Source organism: Mycoplasma sp. P36-A1, assembly GCF_049478495.1.
GTDB lineage: Bacteria > Bacillota_I > Bacilli_A > JAJDGJ01 > JAJDGJ01 > P36-A1.
Genome location: NZ_CP168083.1, coordinates 1,605,384 through 1,621,861 on the forward strand (window position 1 = coordinate 1,605,384; position 16,478 = coordinate 1,621,861).

15 protein-coding genes and 1 riboswitch are annotated in these 16,478 nt (G+C 27.8%); of the genes, 8 read left to right on the top strand and 7 right to left on the bottom strand.

What is annotated here, in order from left to right; all coding sequences use genetic code 4:
• Nucleotides 1–170 precede the first annotated feature (170 nt).
• On the bottom strand, nt 171–1,349 hold the full coding sequence (locus ACD762_RS07915; RefSeq protein WP_423363445.1) for a DUF4026 domain-containing protein: 1,179 nt from the start codon (nt 1,347–1,349) through the stop codon (nt 171–173).
• A 199-nt stretch (nt 1,350–1,548) separates the two neighbouring features.
• Here ACD762_RS07915 and ACD762_RS07920 point away from each other — a divergent pair, with 199 nt between their 5' ends.
• The 3 genes from ACD762_RS07920 to ACD762_RS07930 are packed head-to-tail and all read left to right on the top strand — an operon-like array spanning nt 1,549 to nt 3,505.
• The gene (locus tag ACD762_RS07920; RefSeq protein WP_423363446.1) at nt 1,549–1,914 is read left to right on the top strand and encodes a GntR family transcriptional regulator; all 366 of its coding nucleotides are present in this window, start codon (nt 1,549–1,551) and stop codon (nt 1,912–1,914) included.
• A complete protein-coding gene (locus ACD762_RS07925; RefSeq protein WP_423363447.1) occupies nt 1,914–2,771 on the top strand; it encodes an ATP-binding cassette domain-containing protein in 858 nt (285 codons plus the stop codon). Before ACD762_RS07920 ends, ACD762_RS07925 begins: the two co-directional genes overlap by 1 nt.
• Entirely contained in the window at nt 2,771–3,505 is a 735-nt protein-coding gene (locus ACD762_RS07930) for a hypothetical protein (protein WP_423363448.1), read from the top strand. Before ACD762_RS07925 ends, ACD762_RS07930 begins: the two co-directional genes overlap by 1 nt.
• A gap of 66 nt (nt 3,506–3,571) precedes the next feature.
• Here ACD762_RS07930 and ACD762_RS07935 read toward each other — a convergent pair whose 3' ends face one another.
• Both ACD762_RS07935 and ACD762_RS07940 read right to left on the bottom strand, forming a co-directional pair.
• Entirely contained in the window at nt 3,572–4,117 is a 546-nt protein-coding gene (locus ACD762_RS07935; protein ID WP_423363449.1) for a chromate transporter, read from the bottom strand.
• On the bottom strand, nt 4,117–4,659 hold the full coding sequence (locus ACD762_RS07940) for a chromate transporter (RefSeq protein ID WP_423363450.1): 543 nt from the start codon (nt 4,657–4,659) through the stop codon (nt 4,117–4,119). The genes ACD762_RS07935 and ACD762_RS07940 overlap by 1 nt, the downstream gene beginning before the upstream one ends.
• A gap of 95 nt (nt 4,660–4,754) precedes the next feature.
• On the opposite strand from ACD762_RS07940, the gene ACD762_RS07945 reads away from it, so the two are divergent.
• Entirely contained in the window at nt 4,755–5,639 is an 885-nt protein-coding gene (locus tag ACD762_RS07945) for a LysR substrate-binding domain-containing protein (RefSeq protein WP_423363451.1), read from the top strand.
• Between the two features lie 116 nt (nt 5,640–5,755).
• Here ACD762_RS07945 and ACD762_RS07950 read toward each other — a convergent pair whose 3' ends face one another.
• Nucleotides 5,756–7,429, bottom strand: coding sequence for an FAD-dependent oxidoreductase (locus ACD762_RS07950; protein ID WP_423363452.1), 1,674 nt, complete (start codon nt 7,427–7,429; stop codon nt 5,756–5,758).
• 274 nt (nt 7,430–7,703) lie between these two features.
• Nucleotides 7,704–7,824: riboswitch (cobalamin riboswitch) on the top strand.
• Nucleotides 7,825–7,964: 140 nt separating this feature from the next.
• Here ACD762_RS07950 and ACD762_RS07955 point away from each other — a divergent pair.
• Genes ACD762_RS07955 through ACD762_RS07970 form a run of 4 tightly spaced genes read left to right on the top strand, consistent with a single transcriptional unit; the run spans nt 7,965 to nt 10,620 of the window.
• Complete coding sequence (locus ACD762_RS07955) at nt 7,965–8,714, top strand: energy-coupling factor ABC transporter permease (protein ID WP_423363453.1); 750 nt, start codon at nt 7,965–7,967, stop codon at nt 8,712–8,714.
• Complete coding sequence (locus ACD762_RS07960) at nt 8,707–8,991, top strand: energy-coupling factor ABC transporter substrate-binding protein (protein ID WP_423363454.1); 285 nt, start codon at nt 8,707–8,709, stop codon at nt 8,989–8,991. Before ACD762_RS07955 ends, ACD762_RS07960 begins: the two co-directional genes overlap by 8 nt.
• A complete protein-coding gene (locus tag ACD762_RS07965; protein ID WP_423363455.1) occupies nt 8,981–9,736 on the top strand; it encodes an energy-coupling factor transporter transmembrane component T family protein in 756 nt (251 codons plus the stop codon). Before ACD762_RS07960 ends, ACD762_RS07965 begins: the two co-directional genes overlap by 11 nt.
• Nucleotides 9,721–10,620 (top strand): energy-coupling factor ABC transporter ATP-binding protein, encoded by a 900-nt coding sequence (locus ACD762_RS07970; RefSeq protein WP_423363456.1) that lies wholly within the window; start codon nt 9,721–9,723, stop codon nt 10,618–10,620. The genes ACD762_RS07965 and ACD762_RS07970 overlap by 16 nt, the downstream gene beginning before the upstream one ends.
• 15 nt (nt 10,621–10,635) lie before the next feature.
• Here the strand turns inward: ACD762_RS07970 and ACD762_RS07975 are convergent, their stop codons facing one another.
• The 3 genes from ACD762_RS07975 to fusA all read right to left on the bottom strand — a co-directional run bounded on the left by ACD762_RS07975 (nt 10,636) and on the right by fusA (nt 16,468).
• On the bottom strand, nt 10,636–12,699 hold the full coding sequence (locus ACD762_RS07975) for a BspA family leucine-rich repeat surface protein (RefSeq protein WP_423363457.1): 2,064 nt from the start codon (nt 12,697–12,699) through the stop codon (nt 10,636–10,638).
• Nucleotides 12,700–13,105: 406 nt separating this feature from the next.
• On the bottom strand, nt 13,106–14,290 hold the full coding sequence (gene tuf, locus ACD762_RS07980; protein WP_423363458.1) for an elongation factor Tu: 1,185 nt from the start codon (nt 14,288–14,290) through the stop codon (nt 13,106–13,108).
• Between the two features lie 108 nt (nt 14,291–14,398).
• Nucleotides 14,399–16,468: an elongation factor G gene (gene fusA / locus ACD762_RS07985; protein WP_423363460.1), complete on the bottom strand. Its 2,070-nt coding sequence runs from the start codon at nt 16,466–16,468 to the stop codon at nt 14,399–14,401.
• Nucleotides 16,469–16,478 lie beyond the last annotated feature (10 nt).

The following is a 16,478-nucleotide window of genomic DNA, read 5'->3' on the forward strand; positions in this document are numbered from 1 at the left end:
AAAAATAATGATAGTGGACTCATTCTTTTCTTACAAAAAATATATCATAAATATATTAAAGTGTATACATATAATGTATAACTCTATAAAATAAGTCACTATGTAAGCTGTAGTTAACAATAAAAGCAAAAAAAAAGAGAGATAATCAAAGTTATTTCTCATTTTTATAATTATTCACTTATTGAGTAAGCATGTAATGGTGTAAGACCACGATAGTTCCAATTCATAATATCATCTAGATTTACTTGTAATGTTTCTGAATCTGTCTTTAAATTAAAAATACCATCTTCTATACTATCAAAATAATACCAATCCGTATTTATTTCTTGATTTCTTGCTAAGATCATTAAATTATGTTGATCTTCAATATCATTTAAGAAATTAATTGCATTCACAATTGTTGCTTGTGCTAGATTCTTTTCATCTTCAAAGTGATCACTATCAGTATAAAAAGTAGTGTTTTCATCTAAGTATTTTAAAACATTTTCATCATTTAAATACCATTGTTCTATATCTACTTCTGTATGAACAGTAATATATAACTTATTCTCATTTAAATATTGATCTCTTTTTTCCATGTTAATTATTGCAGTTTCATCTAGTGTAATAATTGCTTCTTCAATATCTACAATACAAGCATAGAAATCTTGTTCAAACACTTCATTATATATTTTCCATGAATTTGCAATTTGTCCATTTTTAATAAAGTAACGTGATAACTGCGATAGAAATGAAGCACAAGACTTAATATATTTTGTATCTATACCACACATCTCTATATCTTTTATGCCAAATCTTTCTAAACCTTCTGTATATATGGTATTATCTGGTGTTGCTTTTACTTTATACAAATTAGAATCGATAATATCAATATCATTTAAAGCAAACTGTTGTAAATATTTTGCTGAATAAATACACCACTGTGTGCAATCAACAATTATTAAAGGTTTATTAGACAGTAAGTATAATAGCTTTATTTGAGCATAATAAGCTTGGACAAAATTAGTTTTAGCATCAACATATGTCTTAATATATTTAGAAGTTTTAGCAGCTTTATAAATATCTTCTTCATCAACTAGAACTCTATTTATTTTAGTAAGATCAATATCATCATTATTAACAATTTTGATATAAATACTAAAATAATTATCTTTATATAATACTTTCACCTTCATTATTCCCATTTGCAAATTTATAATCTCTAAAGATTTAAATAGAGTTTGATCTTGTAGTTTTAGCTCTATATCTTCAAAGGTTGTTTCTTCATCAAAATATAAATCTATAACCGAAGGTCTGTTAGGAACAAAAAGTTGCTCTTCTTCCTTATTTACATACTGTTGTATTTCCATGTTCTCATCCTCCACTATATATATTTTAGCTAATATCTGTTAATGTGTCTATCTTTTATACAAAAAATAATCATTTTTTTGTGTATTCATTCTGAAAAAATAAATATATGTTATAAGTTGACATATAATAAACCTTGATGTACAATACTACTATAGTTAACTACTCAACTAACTAACCAAACGAAAGAGAGGTTTTATTATGAATTTTATATTTAATGGAGTTGAGCCAATATTTATTCAAATTGCAAACCAACTCGAAGATAGTATTGCTACTGGTTTTTTTAAAGAAGGAGATCAGATACCATCTACTACAGAAATCTCAAAACAATTTAAAATAAACCCGGCAACTGTCTTAAAAGGTATTAATATCTTGGTAAATAAAGAAATAATTGAAAAGAAAAGAGGAATAGGTATGTTTGTAAAAAATGGCGCTTACCAAAAACTTAAAGAAGAAAGAAAAGAAATATTCTTAAATACTGAATTAGATAAAGTTGTTGAAGATGCAAAAAATCTAGACATAAGTCTATCTCAGTTATTAAGTGATATAGAAAGAAGGTATAAATAATGAGTATTGAAATAAAAAATATTACTAAAAAATATAAGAATGATTTCTATGCATTAAATGATATAAACACTAGTATAGAAGAGGGGAAAATATATGCATTACTTGGTAAAAATGGTGCTGGAAAGTCTACTTTATTAAATATCTTAGCTAATAGATTATTTCCTACTAGTGGCGCAATAACAATAAATAATAAAACAATCTTTGATAATGAAGCTAATCAAAATAATATTTTTCTGGCATCAGAAGAGCTTTTAGTAACTAATTTAAAAATTAAAGATATTTATAAATTAACAGCTTCTTTTTATGAAGATTATGATTGGAATTTAACATATGAATTAACTAAATTATTTAAATTAAATACTAATAAGAAATTAAATGAATTATCTACTGGTCTTAAAAGCTTAGTAAAGTTAGTTTTAGCATTTAGTGTTCCTTGTAAATATATTTTCTTAGACGAACCTGTACTAGGATTAGATGTTGAAAATAGAGAAGCATTCTACAAAATTTTAATAGATCAATACATTGAAAAAGAAAAAACTTACGTTATTTCAACACATTTAATAGAAGAAATTGCAAGAGCAATTGAGTATGCAATTATTATTGATAATGGAAAAATCGTTAAACAAATAGATATTTCAAAGCTGAGCTCTTCTGTTGTTACTTTAAGTGGTCCTACTAATATAATAAATGAATATGTTAAAGATTATGATATTATTGGAAGCAATGAATTTGCGGGAATAACATCTGTTCAAATATCAAATTATACAGAAACAAATATTCCAAATGGTATAAGTATTAGCCCTTTTAACATTCAAGATTATTTCTTAAATATAACTAAAAATGGAGGTATATTATAATGAAACTACAGGCCCTACTTAATTATCGTATTAAATATATGACTAAAACAATGTTATATTATTCTTTCTTCTTTTTTGGAGTTACATTTATAGGCATGCTTGTGTCTTTGACTTCTTCAGATTTCTCTTCTGGTAATCAAGATATTACAATTTCAACACTCTGCTTTTTAATGTTTGTTGCCGGAGCAGGTTATAATTCTGATTTTAAAACAGGTATTCAATTTGGAACAAGTAGGAATAATATTTTCAAATCATATATATTATCAAATTTAATAATTAGTGTAATACTAGCTTTATTTTCTGTTTTGATTCAAATAGTTTTCAAACTAATCTTTGGAAAGATAGGACTAAATTTTAGTATGATAATAGTAGATGTCTATACACAGAATATATTACTTAAACTATTGATTACAACATTGTTGTATTGGCTATCATCTTCTTTTGGTAACTTATTTATTGGACTGTATAATTCAGTATCTAGAAAAAACAAGTTAGTAGCTTTAGGATTTCTAATTTTACTTCCAATACTTATAATATATTTAATTGTAAACCTTCCAAGTAATTTTACTTCATCAATTGTAAATCTTCTATCAAATGCAATAGGTTATTCAAATGGAGAATATAATTTTATACCATTAATTATAACATTCACAATCTTAATTATTCTAATCAATATTGCAATCTATTTAAATATTTCTAAAAAGGAAATTAAATCATTTTTAGCCTTAGATTAAAACTTATTTAACAGCTATTTATTCAAATAATACTTGAATAAATAGCTGTTTTATGTAGCAATAATGTTAAAAAAGAAATATACCAACTAATCCAGATACTATTATTAGTAGTAGCGGATTTATTTCATATTTCAAATGAAGAAATATAACTCCTAAAATAATAAAAAGTGATTTGAATTCTATTGATATGTTAGTAATAGAAATTAGACTTGCATTATTAAAAATCAAACTTATCATTAAAGTAAAAGCAACTGCAAGTATTAAACCAACAGAAGATGCTTTGATACAATTTAGCATTTCACTCATTATAGCATTATTCTTAATTTTAGATTCATATTTAATATAAAGTGGTACAAAGATAAATGATGGAATACATACAGCAAGAGTAGTCACTAATGCCATTAGAAGTCCTCCTGTAGTATAACCAACAAATGTTGCGGAATTTATGGCTATTGGTCCTGGAATTATGCCATCTAAAGCATTCATATCTGCAAAGTCATTTATATTCATCCCAAATTTACTAGACTCTTCAAATATCAAAGACAACATAGCATATCCTCCTCCAAAACCTAGAAAACCAATTTTTAAAAAGGAAGTAAATATTGATAACATTATTTTAAACCTCTATTCTTAAAGGCAATTAAAACACCAATCATTGAAGATATTATTATTAAAATTGGTGCATTAACTACTTTAAATACAGTTAATATAAAACAGATAAAGGCTATTGCTATATAGTAGAAATTAGCAAGATTATATCTTGCAATAGAATAAGCGGCTGTAAATAAAAAGGCTGTTGAACAAGCTCTAATAGCTGTAAGTACATTATTAATAATTCCAGTTTGTGGAATCATATAAAATAAAATAGTTGCAATGATCATTAAAACAAAAGCAGGCATTATAGCTGCAAATCCAGCAATCAACATCCCCTGAATACCATTTAATTTCCTACCAATAAAACAAGCGTTTGTTAAAGCTATAACGCCTGGAAATGTTTGCGATAGTGTTGTATATTCATATAAATCTTCTCTTGATAAATATTGATGCTTATTGCATAACTCTCTTTCAATAACTGGTAACATAGCCATTCCTCCAGAAAAAGTAAAACTACCAGCTATTATATAAGCTTTAAATAATGCTAAATTCTTATTCATATTATCACCTCAATAATATTATAACAACTTAACACTTTAACTAAAAATACATTTATGGTAATGTATATATAACAAAATAGTTATGAGGTGAATATATGAATATACGTCAAATTGAGGTGTTTTTATCAGTTTCTAATACCCTATCAATAAGTAAAAGTGCAAAAGAATTGTTTATATCTCAACCTGCTGTTTCAAAGACAATCAAAGAATTAGAAGATAATCTTGATATATTGTTATTTGATAGGATTGATAATAGGTTAAGTTTAAATGAGTATGGTAAGGTATTTAAGATAAAAGCTATTCAATTAAAAAATGATTTTTACTCTCTAGAAAATTTCACTAATAATTATGCAAATGAAATTCCTCTAAGAATAGGTACAAGTCTTACAATTGCAATGAACTCTTTAGTAGAAGCTAGCAATATGTTTAAACAACAGTATCCTAGTACACCTTTAAAAATATATTGTGAAAATGTAGAACAAATACAAAGAAAATTATTAAATGGCGAAATAGATATTGCTTTTACTGAAGGATTTATTAGTAATAATTGTTTTGAAAAATTTGAAATATCAAGATATAATCTCTTTTTAGTTTGTAATGCTAAAAGCATTTATTCTAAAATAAAAAAAGTTAATCAAACTAATATTTTAGAACTACCTTTTCTTCTTAGAGAAAAAGGTAGTAGTTTAAGAGATTGCTTTGATGAACTTACTCACAAATTTGATCTAGAAGTAGTTCCTTTTATTGAAAGTATTAATACTGAAGTTTTAATAAATGTAGTATCTAATAATCTAGGTATTACTATTCTTCCAGAACCTATTGCAAGTAAATATTTAAAGTCTAATAAGTTTATAGCTTTAGATTTATTAGATTCAAAGCTGTCTACAATAAATTATGCTGTTACTTTAAAAGGTAAATCACTAAACAAGATGTACCTTGATATTATTGAATGTTTCAAACTAATCGAAAATAAACTATAAAAAGCTTCATTTTAACAGTGCTATAGTTAAAAAAGTAGATACATTTACTACAATGTATCTACTTTTTAAGAATATATTTTAATTTTTTTATATCACTATTTAAAATAGCTCGACAATTAATTATGAGTACTGTCAGTATTAAATAAATATGTTAAGTAAAAGTCCATTCCTGCACTTTGAACTAGAACATCTTTAAAGCCCATTTGTTGAAGTATAATAGCACTATTATATGCTCTTGGTGCAGACATACAGTATACTACAATAGTTTTATCTTTATCTAATTCTTGATATCTAGTTCTTAACATTCCAATAGGAATGTGAACAGAGCCTTCTATTTTACTATGTTTTCTTTCAAAGTCTTCTCTTACATCAAGTGTTACAACTTCATCTTTTATTGCATAGTATTGTCTAGGATGAATAAACTTCACAAGATTGTTTATAACATTTTCTGAAACATACCCTACCATGTTCACGATATCTTTTGCAGAAGAAAATGGTGGAGCATATGCAAGTTCTAAGTCCATTAGTTCAGTAATCTTTAAATTTGTCTTAATTGCAGTAGCTATTATATCTATTCTTTTATCAACACCTACAAAACCAACAATTTGTGCTCCTAATATTTTTTCAGAGTTATCAAAAATAGCTTTAATAATTATTGGTGATGACATTGGATAGTACTTAGCATGTGATGCACCTTTTACAATAACTACTTTATAATCAATATTTTCTTTCATTCCTTTTTTCATCAATTGTTTTTCATTATTTCCAGTACTAGCTGCAACTTTATTAAATATTTTCACTATACTTGTACCCAATGTACCACTATATTTTTTAGGATTATTATTTAAAGTATCTGCTAAGTATCTACCTTGCTTATTAGCAGGACCTGCTAGTGGTATCATTGTTTTACTACCATCTATGTAATCATTGACTTCTATTACATCACCTAAAGCATAAATATCTTTAATATTTGTTTCTAAATATTCATTAACTAGTATTCCACCTTTAGCATTTGTTGAAATACCACTATCGATTGCGAGTTTACTATTCGGTTTAACACCTATTGACATAATAACTAACTCACTTTTTAAAACTGTTCCATCATCTAAGAATAATCTTACTTCATTATTATCATCTTCTATTTTATTTAAACCTCTATTTAAGTATAATATCACATTATTATCAGCTAGTTCTTTATGAATTAATTGAGCCATTTCAAAATCTAAACTTCCTAATACTTGATTTTGTTTTTCAATTAAATTTACTTCTAAACCTAAATGTCTTAAATTTTCTACCATCTCTAAACCAATAAAGCCACCACCAACTACACTAACTGTCTTAATGTTATTAAACTCGATATACTGTTTAATTTTTATAGTATCTGGAACGGTCCATAAACTCATAACTTTTTTATTATCGACACCTTCAATATTTGGAATAATTACTGATGATCCAGTAGAAATTACAAGCTTGTCATAGCTTTCAATAAATTTTTCATTTGTTTTAATATTTAAAACCTCAATTGTTTTATCTTCTTTATTAATACTAATTACTTCATTATTAACTAAAACATTAATATTAAAGCGATCTTTCATTATTTGAGGACTTACTAATAATAAATCTTCTTCATCTTTTATTATTCCTGAAATATGATATGGTAAACCACAATTTGCATAAGATATAAAAGGACCTTTTTCAATTATGATTATCTCAGCATCCTTATTTACTCTTCTTAAACGAGTTGCTGTACTAGCCCCTCCAGCTACTCCTCCTATTATTACAACTTTCATCTTAATTCCCCTTTCTCTTTTTTTTCATCATATATATTATAATATATATTTAATGTATAAGTGCTAAAGTAACTTATATTTATTATTATAATATTTTTTTAGATATTAGTTATTTATTATCTATGAATTGATTTTATATAAATATATTTTATGCAATACTATTTTATTGTAGTATTTATTACTGTTTTTAAGTTATTTGTTAACTTACAGTTGCTTTTTTATAAATAGTGGCATAGAATAAAGTAGTAATATATAAATACTAATTTAAAAGAAATAGGAAGCTAGTTAAATTCTAGCACTGTCTCGCAACTGTAATTGTCTAGTTTTATTAAACAAAGCCACTGATATATTTTGGGAAGGCATAATAAAATGATTAAGCATAAGTCAGGATACTAACTTTTAAATTCGATGGTACAACTTACGATGAATGAGTGTGTTATTTTTTTTATGTCTTTAAAATAATAAGTAGTTTTTCATTGAAGCTATTGCCTATTTCTATATTGCTTAAACAATATATATGAAAGGTAAGAATTATATGAAACTTGAAAAAAAAGAAAGAAGAATTGTCTTAAAAATGTTTATCTTTATGTGTGCATTTGCTTTTACAAATAATGTATCGGCTATGCATATTATGGAAGGCTTTTTGCCTCCAGGTTGGAGTATATGTTGGAGTATTGTTGTAATTCCTTTTTTAGTCTGGGGTTATTTCAATATGAAGAAAGAACATGATAATAATAAAAATACTTTACTATTATTTGCAACTTGTGCTGCTTATGTTTTCTTAGTGTCTGCATTAAAACTACCTTCAGTTACTGGTTCATCATCACATGCAACTGGAATAGCATTAGGTGCAATTTTGTTAGGGCCATCTCCCATGGCTATAATTGGCTTTATTGTCCTATTATTTCAAGCATTAATCTTAAACCATGGAGGTTTAACTACTCTTGGTGCTAATATATTCTCTATGGCTATTGTTGGAGCTTTTAGTGCCTATGCAGTATATATCTTATTAAAAAAATTAAAAGTAAAACCAGCTGTTTGTATCTTTGTTGCAACTCTAGTTTCTAACCTAGCAACTTATAGTACTACTGCTTTACAACTTGGACTAGCATTTCCTGATCCAAGTGGTGGAGTTATCGCTTCCTTAATTAAATTTTTAAGTGTCTTTGCAATTACACAAATACCTCTTGCACTAGTAGAAAGTATTTTAACAGTTATGATTTTTGAAGGTATTAAAAATAAAGATGTCTTTTCTAAAGATACAAAGGAGCTTATTCATGAATAAAAAAATTACTTATCCAATATTAATTATAGCTGCAATTCTTTTAATAATGATACCTCTAGTGCAACTATCAGGTAATGAATTTGTTGGAACTGATGATCAAGCAGTAGAAGCAATTACACAACTTAATCAAACATATACTCCTTGGTTTGATAATATCTTTGATATATCGGATGAAATGGAAAGCATCTTTTTCACTTTGCAAGCAACAATAGGTGCTTTTGTATTAGGTATTGCTTTAGGTAGAATATCATCAAAGAAAAATACTAATGAAGAGTAAAAATGATTTAGAATCTTCTATTATTAATACTACAATTGCTCAAAAATTACTATTTCTATTATGTAACATTATTATTTTAATGCTTAATGATAGTCTTATAATCTCAGTTATTTATATAACTATTTTATTACTCATGTATTCTCTATACAATAAAACTATGCTTCACAAAGCTAAACTATTACTAACTTTATCAATTTTCACTGTAATTGCTATAATACCAATTCTATTTGTTTTTGATAATAGTAATATTATAGTTTCTCTATATTCTTTAAATATCACAGAACAATCTTTACAGGAAAGTAGCATTTTGTTTTTTAGAAGTTTTGCTATGATGCTCAATATGCTAGTATTTATTAGTTATGCAAATATTAATGAATTATTAATTTATCTAGAAAGAATTAGATTTCCTAAATTATTAATATCACTTATGTTATTGACTTATCGACTTATACACTTGTTACTACATAAAGCTAAAATAATTAGTAATGCTCAACACATTAGACTAGGTTATATTAACTATCGTAGAAGTCTAAAAAGTTTAAGTTACCTTTTAGCTAATTCTTTTACTAAGTCTATTAATCAAAGCCAAGAAATAAATAATTCCATGGAACTAAGATTTTTTAATACTCTTATACCTATAGTTCAATCAAAGAAAAGTTGGAATATAACTTTACTATATTTACAAATTATTTTATTTACAACTACATTATTTATAAAGGAAGTATATTTATGAAAATACAATTAACTGATTTCTATTTTGCTTATTCTAAGAATAATAATATTCTTAATGATATAAATTTGTTAATAGATAATAATGATTGTATTGGTCTTATTGGTCCAAATGGAGCTGGAAAGTCTACTTTATTAAAGTGTTTAGTAGGCTTAAATAAAAAATCTAGTGGACATTTTTTTGTAAATGAAATTGAACTAGATTATAAAAGAAAGTCACTAATAAATTTAAATAAAAATATTCAACTGTTATTTCAAAATCCTGATGATCAGATTATATTAGATGATGTTAGATCTGAAATAGGATTTGGATTACTAAATCTAGGCTATTCTCAAGATTATGTACTTAATAAAATAAATATAATAGCTAATAAATTAAATATTACTAAACTTTTAGATCAACCAATTCATACTTTAAGTTTTGGTCAAAAGAAAAAAATATGTTTAGCTAGTATATTAGTATTGGATCCTGAAATTCTTATTTTAGATGAACCAACTGCAGGATTAGATCAAGCATCAATAAATGATATGTTAGTTACAATCAATGATATTAAAGCCAATAGTAATATTAGTATCATAATGTCATCTCATGATTATGAGTTTATTTTAAATAATTGTTCACGTATTGTAATGTTAGAAAATGGACAAATTAAAAGTGATACTACTAAAAATATCTTTGTTCAAAATAATTTAGACTTACTGAATTCTTCACTTAATAGTAACTATTTGAAGTTACTATCTATATTAAATAAAGAATATAAAGACTTCAATTATTATCAATTAAACGATGTTATAAATTGGATTAAAAACACAAAATGATATAAAAAACCATTCAATATGAATGGTTTTTTGTTGCTATTTTATGCTCATTACGCTAAATTTAGACAGTTGTCCAAATAATAGTCAAATAATTTATTATGCCTTTAGTAATCTTCCTGAAGCATTATATCTTCTTGTAACATTACTAGTTCTTTTTCTTTTTGAATTATATGTTTTAACATTTCTTGATGCATTGCCACTTTTATTGCTTCTTAATACACCATTACTATTATAATTAAAAGTTGTAATTTTAGTTACTCTTTTTGTAGCAGTTCTATTAGTCACAACTAAACGTTGACGCTTACTATTAGTACGATAAGTAGTAATTCTTCTTGTTCTATATACACCTTTACTAAAGTTAGAATCTTGAATTATTCTAATATTACGTCCATTACTTCTTCTTGTTAATTCATAATAAGAAGTTCTATTTTTAGCACGTGTTTGCTTAGTAGTTCTTCTTCTATTTATAACACCATTACTATGATAAGTTCTTAGATCTCTTTCACTCCATACATTATTGACATTAGTATAGTATTTATAGTAATTTCTACTTGCATTTCTTAGATTAGTATGTCTTACAACTTGTTCTAATGTTGTTCTTCTACCACTATTATTAAAAGTTGTGATATTACGTGTTCTCCAATTATTATTAGTTGTACTGAAGTAAGTATATGTTGTTGTTCTAATAATTACATTACTAGTATTTCTTTGAGTAATACTTGTAATTCTATTACGTGAATCTCTAACAGTAGTAACTCTGTTTACAGTAGTTGTGCTACCATTACTATTACCACCAGTATTCGGGACAGTATTATTAACTACAGTTACAACAATAACTGCACTTTTATTACCAAAAGTATATGTTACATTATATTTTCCTGCAACACTTGTATTAACATTTCCACTTACAATTATATCTTCAAACTTTACTGTCTCTTTACCATGTGATGCAGATTCAAAATTATTAACTGGTTGCCAATTTGTATTGATGTTAATATTGCTGCTTTTAACATTTATTACAACATTTTTTTCTGCGACATAAGTTCCATTATCACCTTTATTATAGTTAGCTACTAACAAACTACTAGAATTAAATATTTTTTTACTATTTAATCCTATCCATCTTCCACTATATACTGAATTATTAGTATTAATGTTTGGTAGATTTACTGAACTATCAAAGCTATTATTACTTCCTAATGTTATATTCTTTAGGTTAAATAAACCTGAAAACATATTTTCTTTTGAAGTAACATTATCCATATTCCAATTTTCTATATTAAGAGTTTCAAGATTTGACATATTTTCAAATGTATTACTTAAATTAGTTAATTGATCTGTGTTAAAATTACCAACAGTTAAACTTTTTAAACTGCTCATATTTCTAAATGTACTGCTCATAGTTTCAACTGAACTTGTATTCCATTTTTCTATATCTAAGTATTCTAAAGAATTTAAATTGTTAAACGTACCTGCTAATGTTTCAACATTACTTGTATTCCAATTAGAGATTAATAATTCTTTAAGATTAGTCATACCAGCAAATGAATTATTCATTTTAATAAGACTAGCCGTATCCCAATTCTCTAAATTTAAGTATTCTGTTTTTTTATTATTTAATAAAAAATTAGAAATTGATTGTAAATTATTTACTTTCCAATTATTTAAACCAGTAACATGAAGATTTGTTGTGTTAGCAAAAAAGCTGTCTGCTACAGTTAAGTTAGTAGTATCTACATTATATACATCTAAATGAGTTAAAGAAGATGCATTTCTTAAAAAATTATTTGCTCTAATTACATTACTAAAATTTAAATTATCAAAACCATTTATTGTTTGTAAACTATTAAAGTTATCAAACATACCAACCGTTACTTCACCTAAAACTATTTCACCTGTTATGTTGACAATTTCTACATTTTCTATTTCTTCATCTGTAAAGTATATAGGAAATTGTTCAATGTTACTAGATGGGAATTCCCCTTCACCTAGTGTAAGAATATTATCAACTAAACTTACTTTTACTGTACCAATACTAATATTTGTTCTGCTTTGACTAATTTTAGTATTTGTTTTTTCATCAGCTTTTATTTTACTGTTAGTCGTAAAAGCAAACAATAATAACATCATAACTAATATTCTGATACGATTTTTATTCATTATATATCCTCCTTATGTAATACTTTTTAAACACATGTGTTGTAAATATAATATTAAAATCTAAAAAAATTGTCAAACATGAAATTCACATATAGTATACTTTAATATAAAAAGAACTGTAAACTAACAACTAAATAATAATAATTATATTTTATTAAAATTTTAGATATGAATATTAAACCAGAATAGCTATTAATTCATATAAACATTCAATATTTAGGATTAAGAAAGTGAATATATTTTACAGTAACATCGAATCATTATAATGTAATTATTGATAATATGTGATTAGCTATTTTATAAATTAGCTAATCTTATTTAAGGCTAAAAAAAGACTGTAGTGTATGATATAGATCAATACATTACAGTCTATTAAAGTTTAACTTTAAGTTATATAATTACTTAATTATTTAATAATTTCAGCAACTACACCAGCACCAACAGTTCTTCCACCTTCACGGATTGAGAATTTAGTACCTTGTTCTAATGCGATTGGAGCAATAAGGTCAACAATCATGTTAACATTGTCCCCAGGCATTACCATTTCAGTGTCTGCAGGTAACTCAACAACACCAGTTACGTCTGTAGTTCTGAAATAGAATTGTGGTCTATAGTTTCCAAAGAATGGAGTGTGACGTCCACCTTCTTCTTTTGAAAGGATATAAACTTCTCCACGGAATTTAGTGTGAGGAGTAACTGATCCTGGTTTCGCAAGAACTTGTCCACGTTGAATTTCTTCACGGTTTACACCACGAAGAAGTGCTCCTACGTTGTCTCCAGCGTAAGCTTCATCTAGTAATTTTCTGAACATTTCTAATCCAGTGATTACAGTTTTGTGAGTATCTTTAAGTCCGATGATTTCTGCTTCATCATTAACTTTGATTGTTCCTCTGTCAATTTTACCAGTTGCAACAGTTCCACGTCCAGTGATTGTGAAAACGTCTTCTACTGGTAATAAGAATGGTTTGTCAGTATCTCTTTCAGGAGCTGGGATGTAGCTATCTACAGCGTCCATTAATTCGATAATGCTTGCTTCCCATTTTTCTTCCCCTTCAAGTGCTTTTAAAGCTGATCCTCTAATAATTGGAGTATCATCACCTGGGAAATCGTATTCTGAAAGTAAATCTCTTACTTCCATTTCTACTAAGTCGATTAATTCTTCATCGTCTACCATATCACATTTGTTTAGGAATACAACGATGTAAGGAACACCTACTTGACGAGATAATAAGATATGTTCTCTTGTTTGAGGCATAGGTCCATCAGTAGCAGAAACTACAAGGATTGCTCCATCCATTTGTGCAGCTCCAGTAATCATGTTTTTTACGTAGTCAGCGTGACCTGGGCAGTCAACGTGAGCGTAGTGACGAGTTTCTGTTTCGTACTCGATGTGAGATGTAGAAATTGTGATTCCACGTTCTTTTTCTTCTGGTGCATTGTCAATATCTGCATAAGATGCAGCACTTCCACCAATTTTTTTAGCTAGTACTGTTGCGATTGCAGCAGTTAATGTCGTTTTACCATGGTCAACGTGTCCGATTGTACCGATGTTAACGTGAGTTTTACTTCTGTCAAATTTAGCTTTTGCCATTTTATAAAATCCTCCTGTGTATTTTTAACTTTCTTTATTATTTTATAAAAAATTCATTATAAAATCAAGTGTTTAAATGTGTATTATTTTTCAAAGCAAATAATCTAATTAAACACCTTTGTTTTTCTTAATAATTTCTTCTGTAATTGACTTAGGTGTAGCCTCATAGTGGTCGAAGATCATAGTATATGTTCCACGTCCTTGAGTGTTACTTCTTAAGTTAGTTGCATATCCAAACATTTCAGCAAGAGGCACCATACAGTGAATTGCGATTGCATTTCCTCTTTCATCTTGTCCTTCAATACGTCCACGACGTGATGAAATGTCTCCCATTACATCTCCCATGTATTCACTTGGAACTGTAATTTCAACATTCATGATTGGTTCAAGTAATACTGGTTTACATTTTTTTGCAGCTTCTTTTAACGCCATAGATGCAGCAATTTTATATGCCATTTCACTTGAATCGACATCGTGATAAGAACCGTCGAATAAAGTTGCTTTGATATCAATTACTGGGTAACCAGCAACAATACCACCTGATAATGATTGTTTAAGACCTGCATCTACTGAACTGATGTATTCACGAGGTACAACCCCACCTACAACAGCATCAACAAATTCATACCCTTTATCAACATTAGGTTCAAATTTAATCCATACGTGACCGTATTGTCCACGACCACCAGATTGTTTTACATATTTACCTTCAACTTCTGCTTCAGCAGTAATAGTTTCACGGTAAGATACTTGTGGAGCCCCAACATTAGCTTCAACTTTGAATTCACGTTTCATTCTATCAACGATAACATCAAGGTGAAGTTCACCCATACCAGCGATAATAGTTTGTCCAGTTTCTTCATCAGTATATTGTCTGAAAGTTGGATCTTCTTCTGCAAGTTTTGAAAGAGCCATACCCATTCTATCTTGGTCACCTTTTGATTTTGGTTCAACAGCAACATTGATAACTGGTTCTGGGAATTCCATTGATTCAAGAATGATTGGATGTTTTTCATCACATAAAGTATCACCTGTAGTAGTATCTTTAAGACCTACAGCAGCAGCGATATCTCCAGCGTATACATCAGTAATCTCTAAACGATCATTAGCGTGCATTTGAAGTAAACGTCCAAGTCTTTCTCTTTTACCTTTTGTGGCATTATAAACATATGTTCCAGAAGAAACATGTCCAGAATACGCACGGAAGAATGTAAGACGTCCAACGAATGGGTCAGTAATAACCTTAAACGCTAGTGCTGAGAATGGTGCATTATCATCAGCTGGTCTTTCTTCTTCAACATCATCAACAGTACCTTTAATTGCAGGGATATCTAATGGTGATGGTAAGTAGTTAATTACAGCATCAAGTAGTAATTGAACTCCTTTATTTTTGTAAGCAGAACCACAAAGTACAGGGAAGAAATCTCCTGATAATACTGCTTTACGGATTACTTCTTTAATTTGTGGAGCTTCAACTTCTTCACCTTCAAGAACAGCCATCATTAGATCTTCATCAAAGTCAGCTATTCTTTCAAGTAAGTCTGCTCTTGCTATTTCTGCTTCATCTTGTAAATCTTCAGGTATAGCGATTTCAGAAATATCTTCACCTGTTTCATCATTATAATGATAGGCTTTCATTTCTACTAAATCAATAATTCCTGAGAAATCTCCTTCAGCTCCAATAGGTAACTGAATTGCAGCAGCATTTGCATCTAATCTAGAATGCATAGACTTAACTGACATCATAAAGTCAGCACCAGTTGCATCCATTTTATTAGCAAATACGATTCTAGGTACATTGTACTTAGTTCCTTGACGCCAAACTGTTTCAGTTTGAGGCTCAACACCAGCTTTTGCATCTAAAACTGCAACAGCTCCATCAAGTACACGTAAAGATCTTTCAACCTCTACAGTGAAGTCAACGTGTCCCGGAGTATCGATAATGTTTAAACGGTACCCGTGCCACTTAGCAGTTGTAGCTGCTGAAGTGATTGTAATTCCACGTTCTTTTTCTTGATCCATATAATCCATCTGAGAAGCACCTTCGTGTGTTTCACCGATTTTATGGATTCTACCAGAAAAATAAAGAATACGCTCAGTTGCTGTAGTTTTACCAGCATCAATGTGAGCCATGATTCCAAAGTTTCTAGTCATTTTTAGTGACGTATCACGTGCCATAAAATTCATT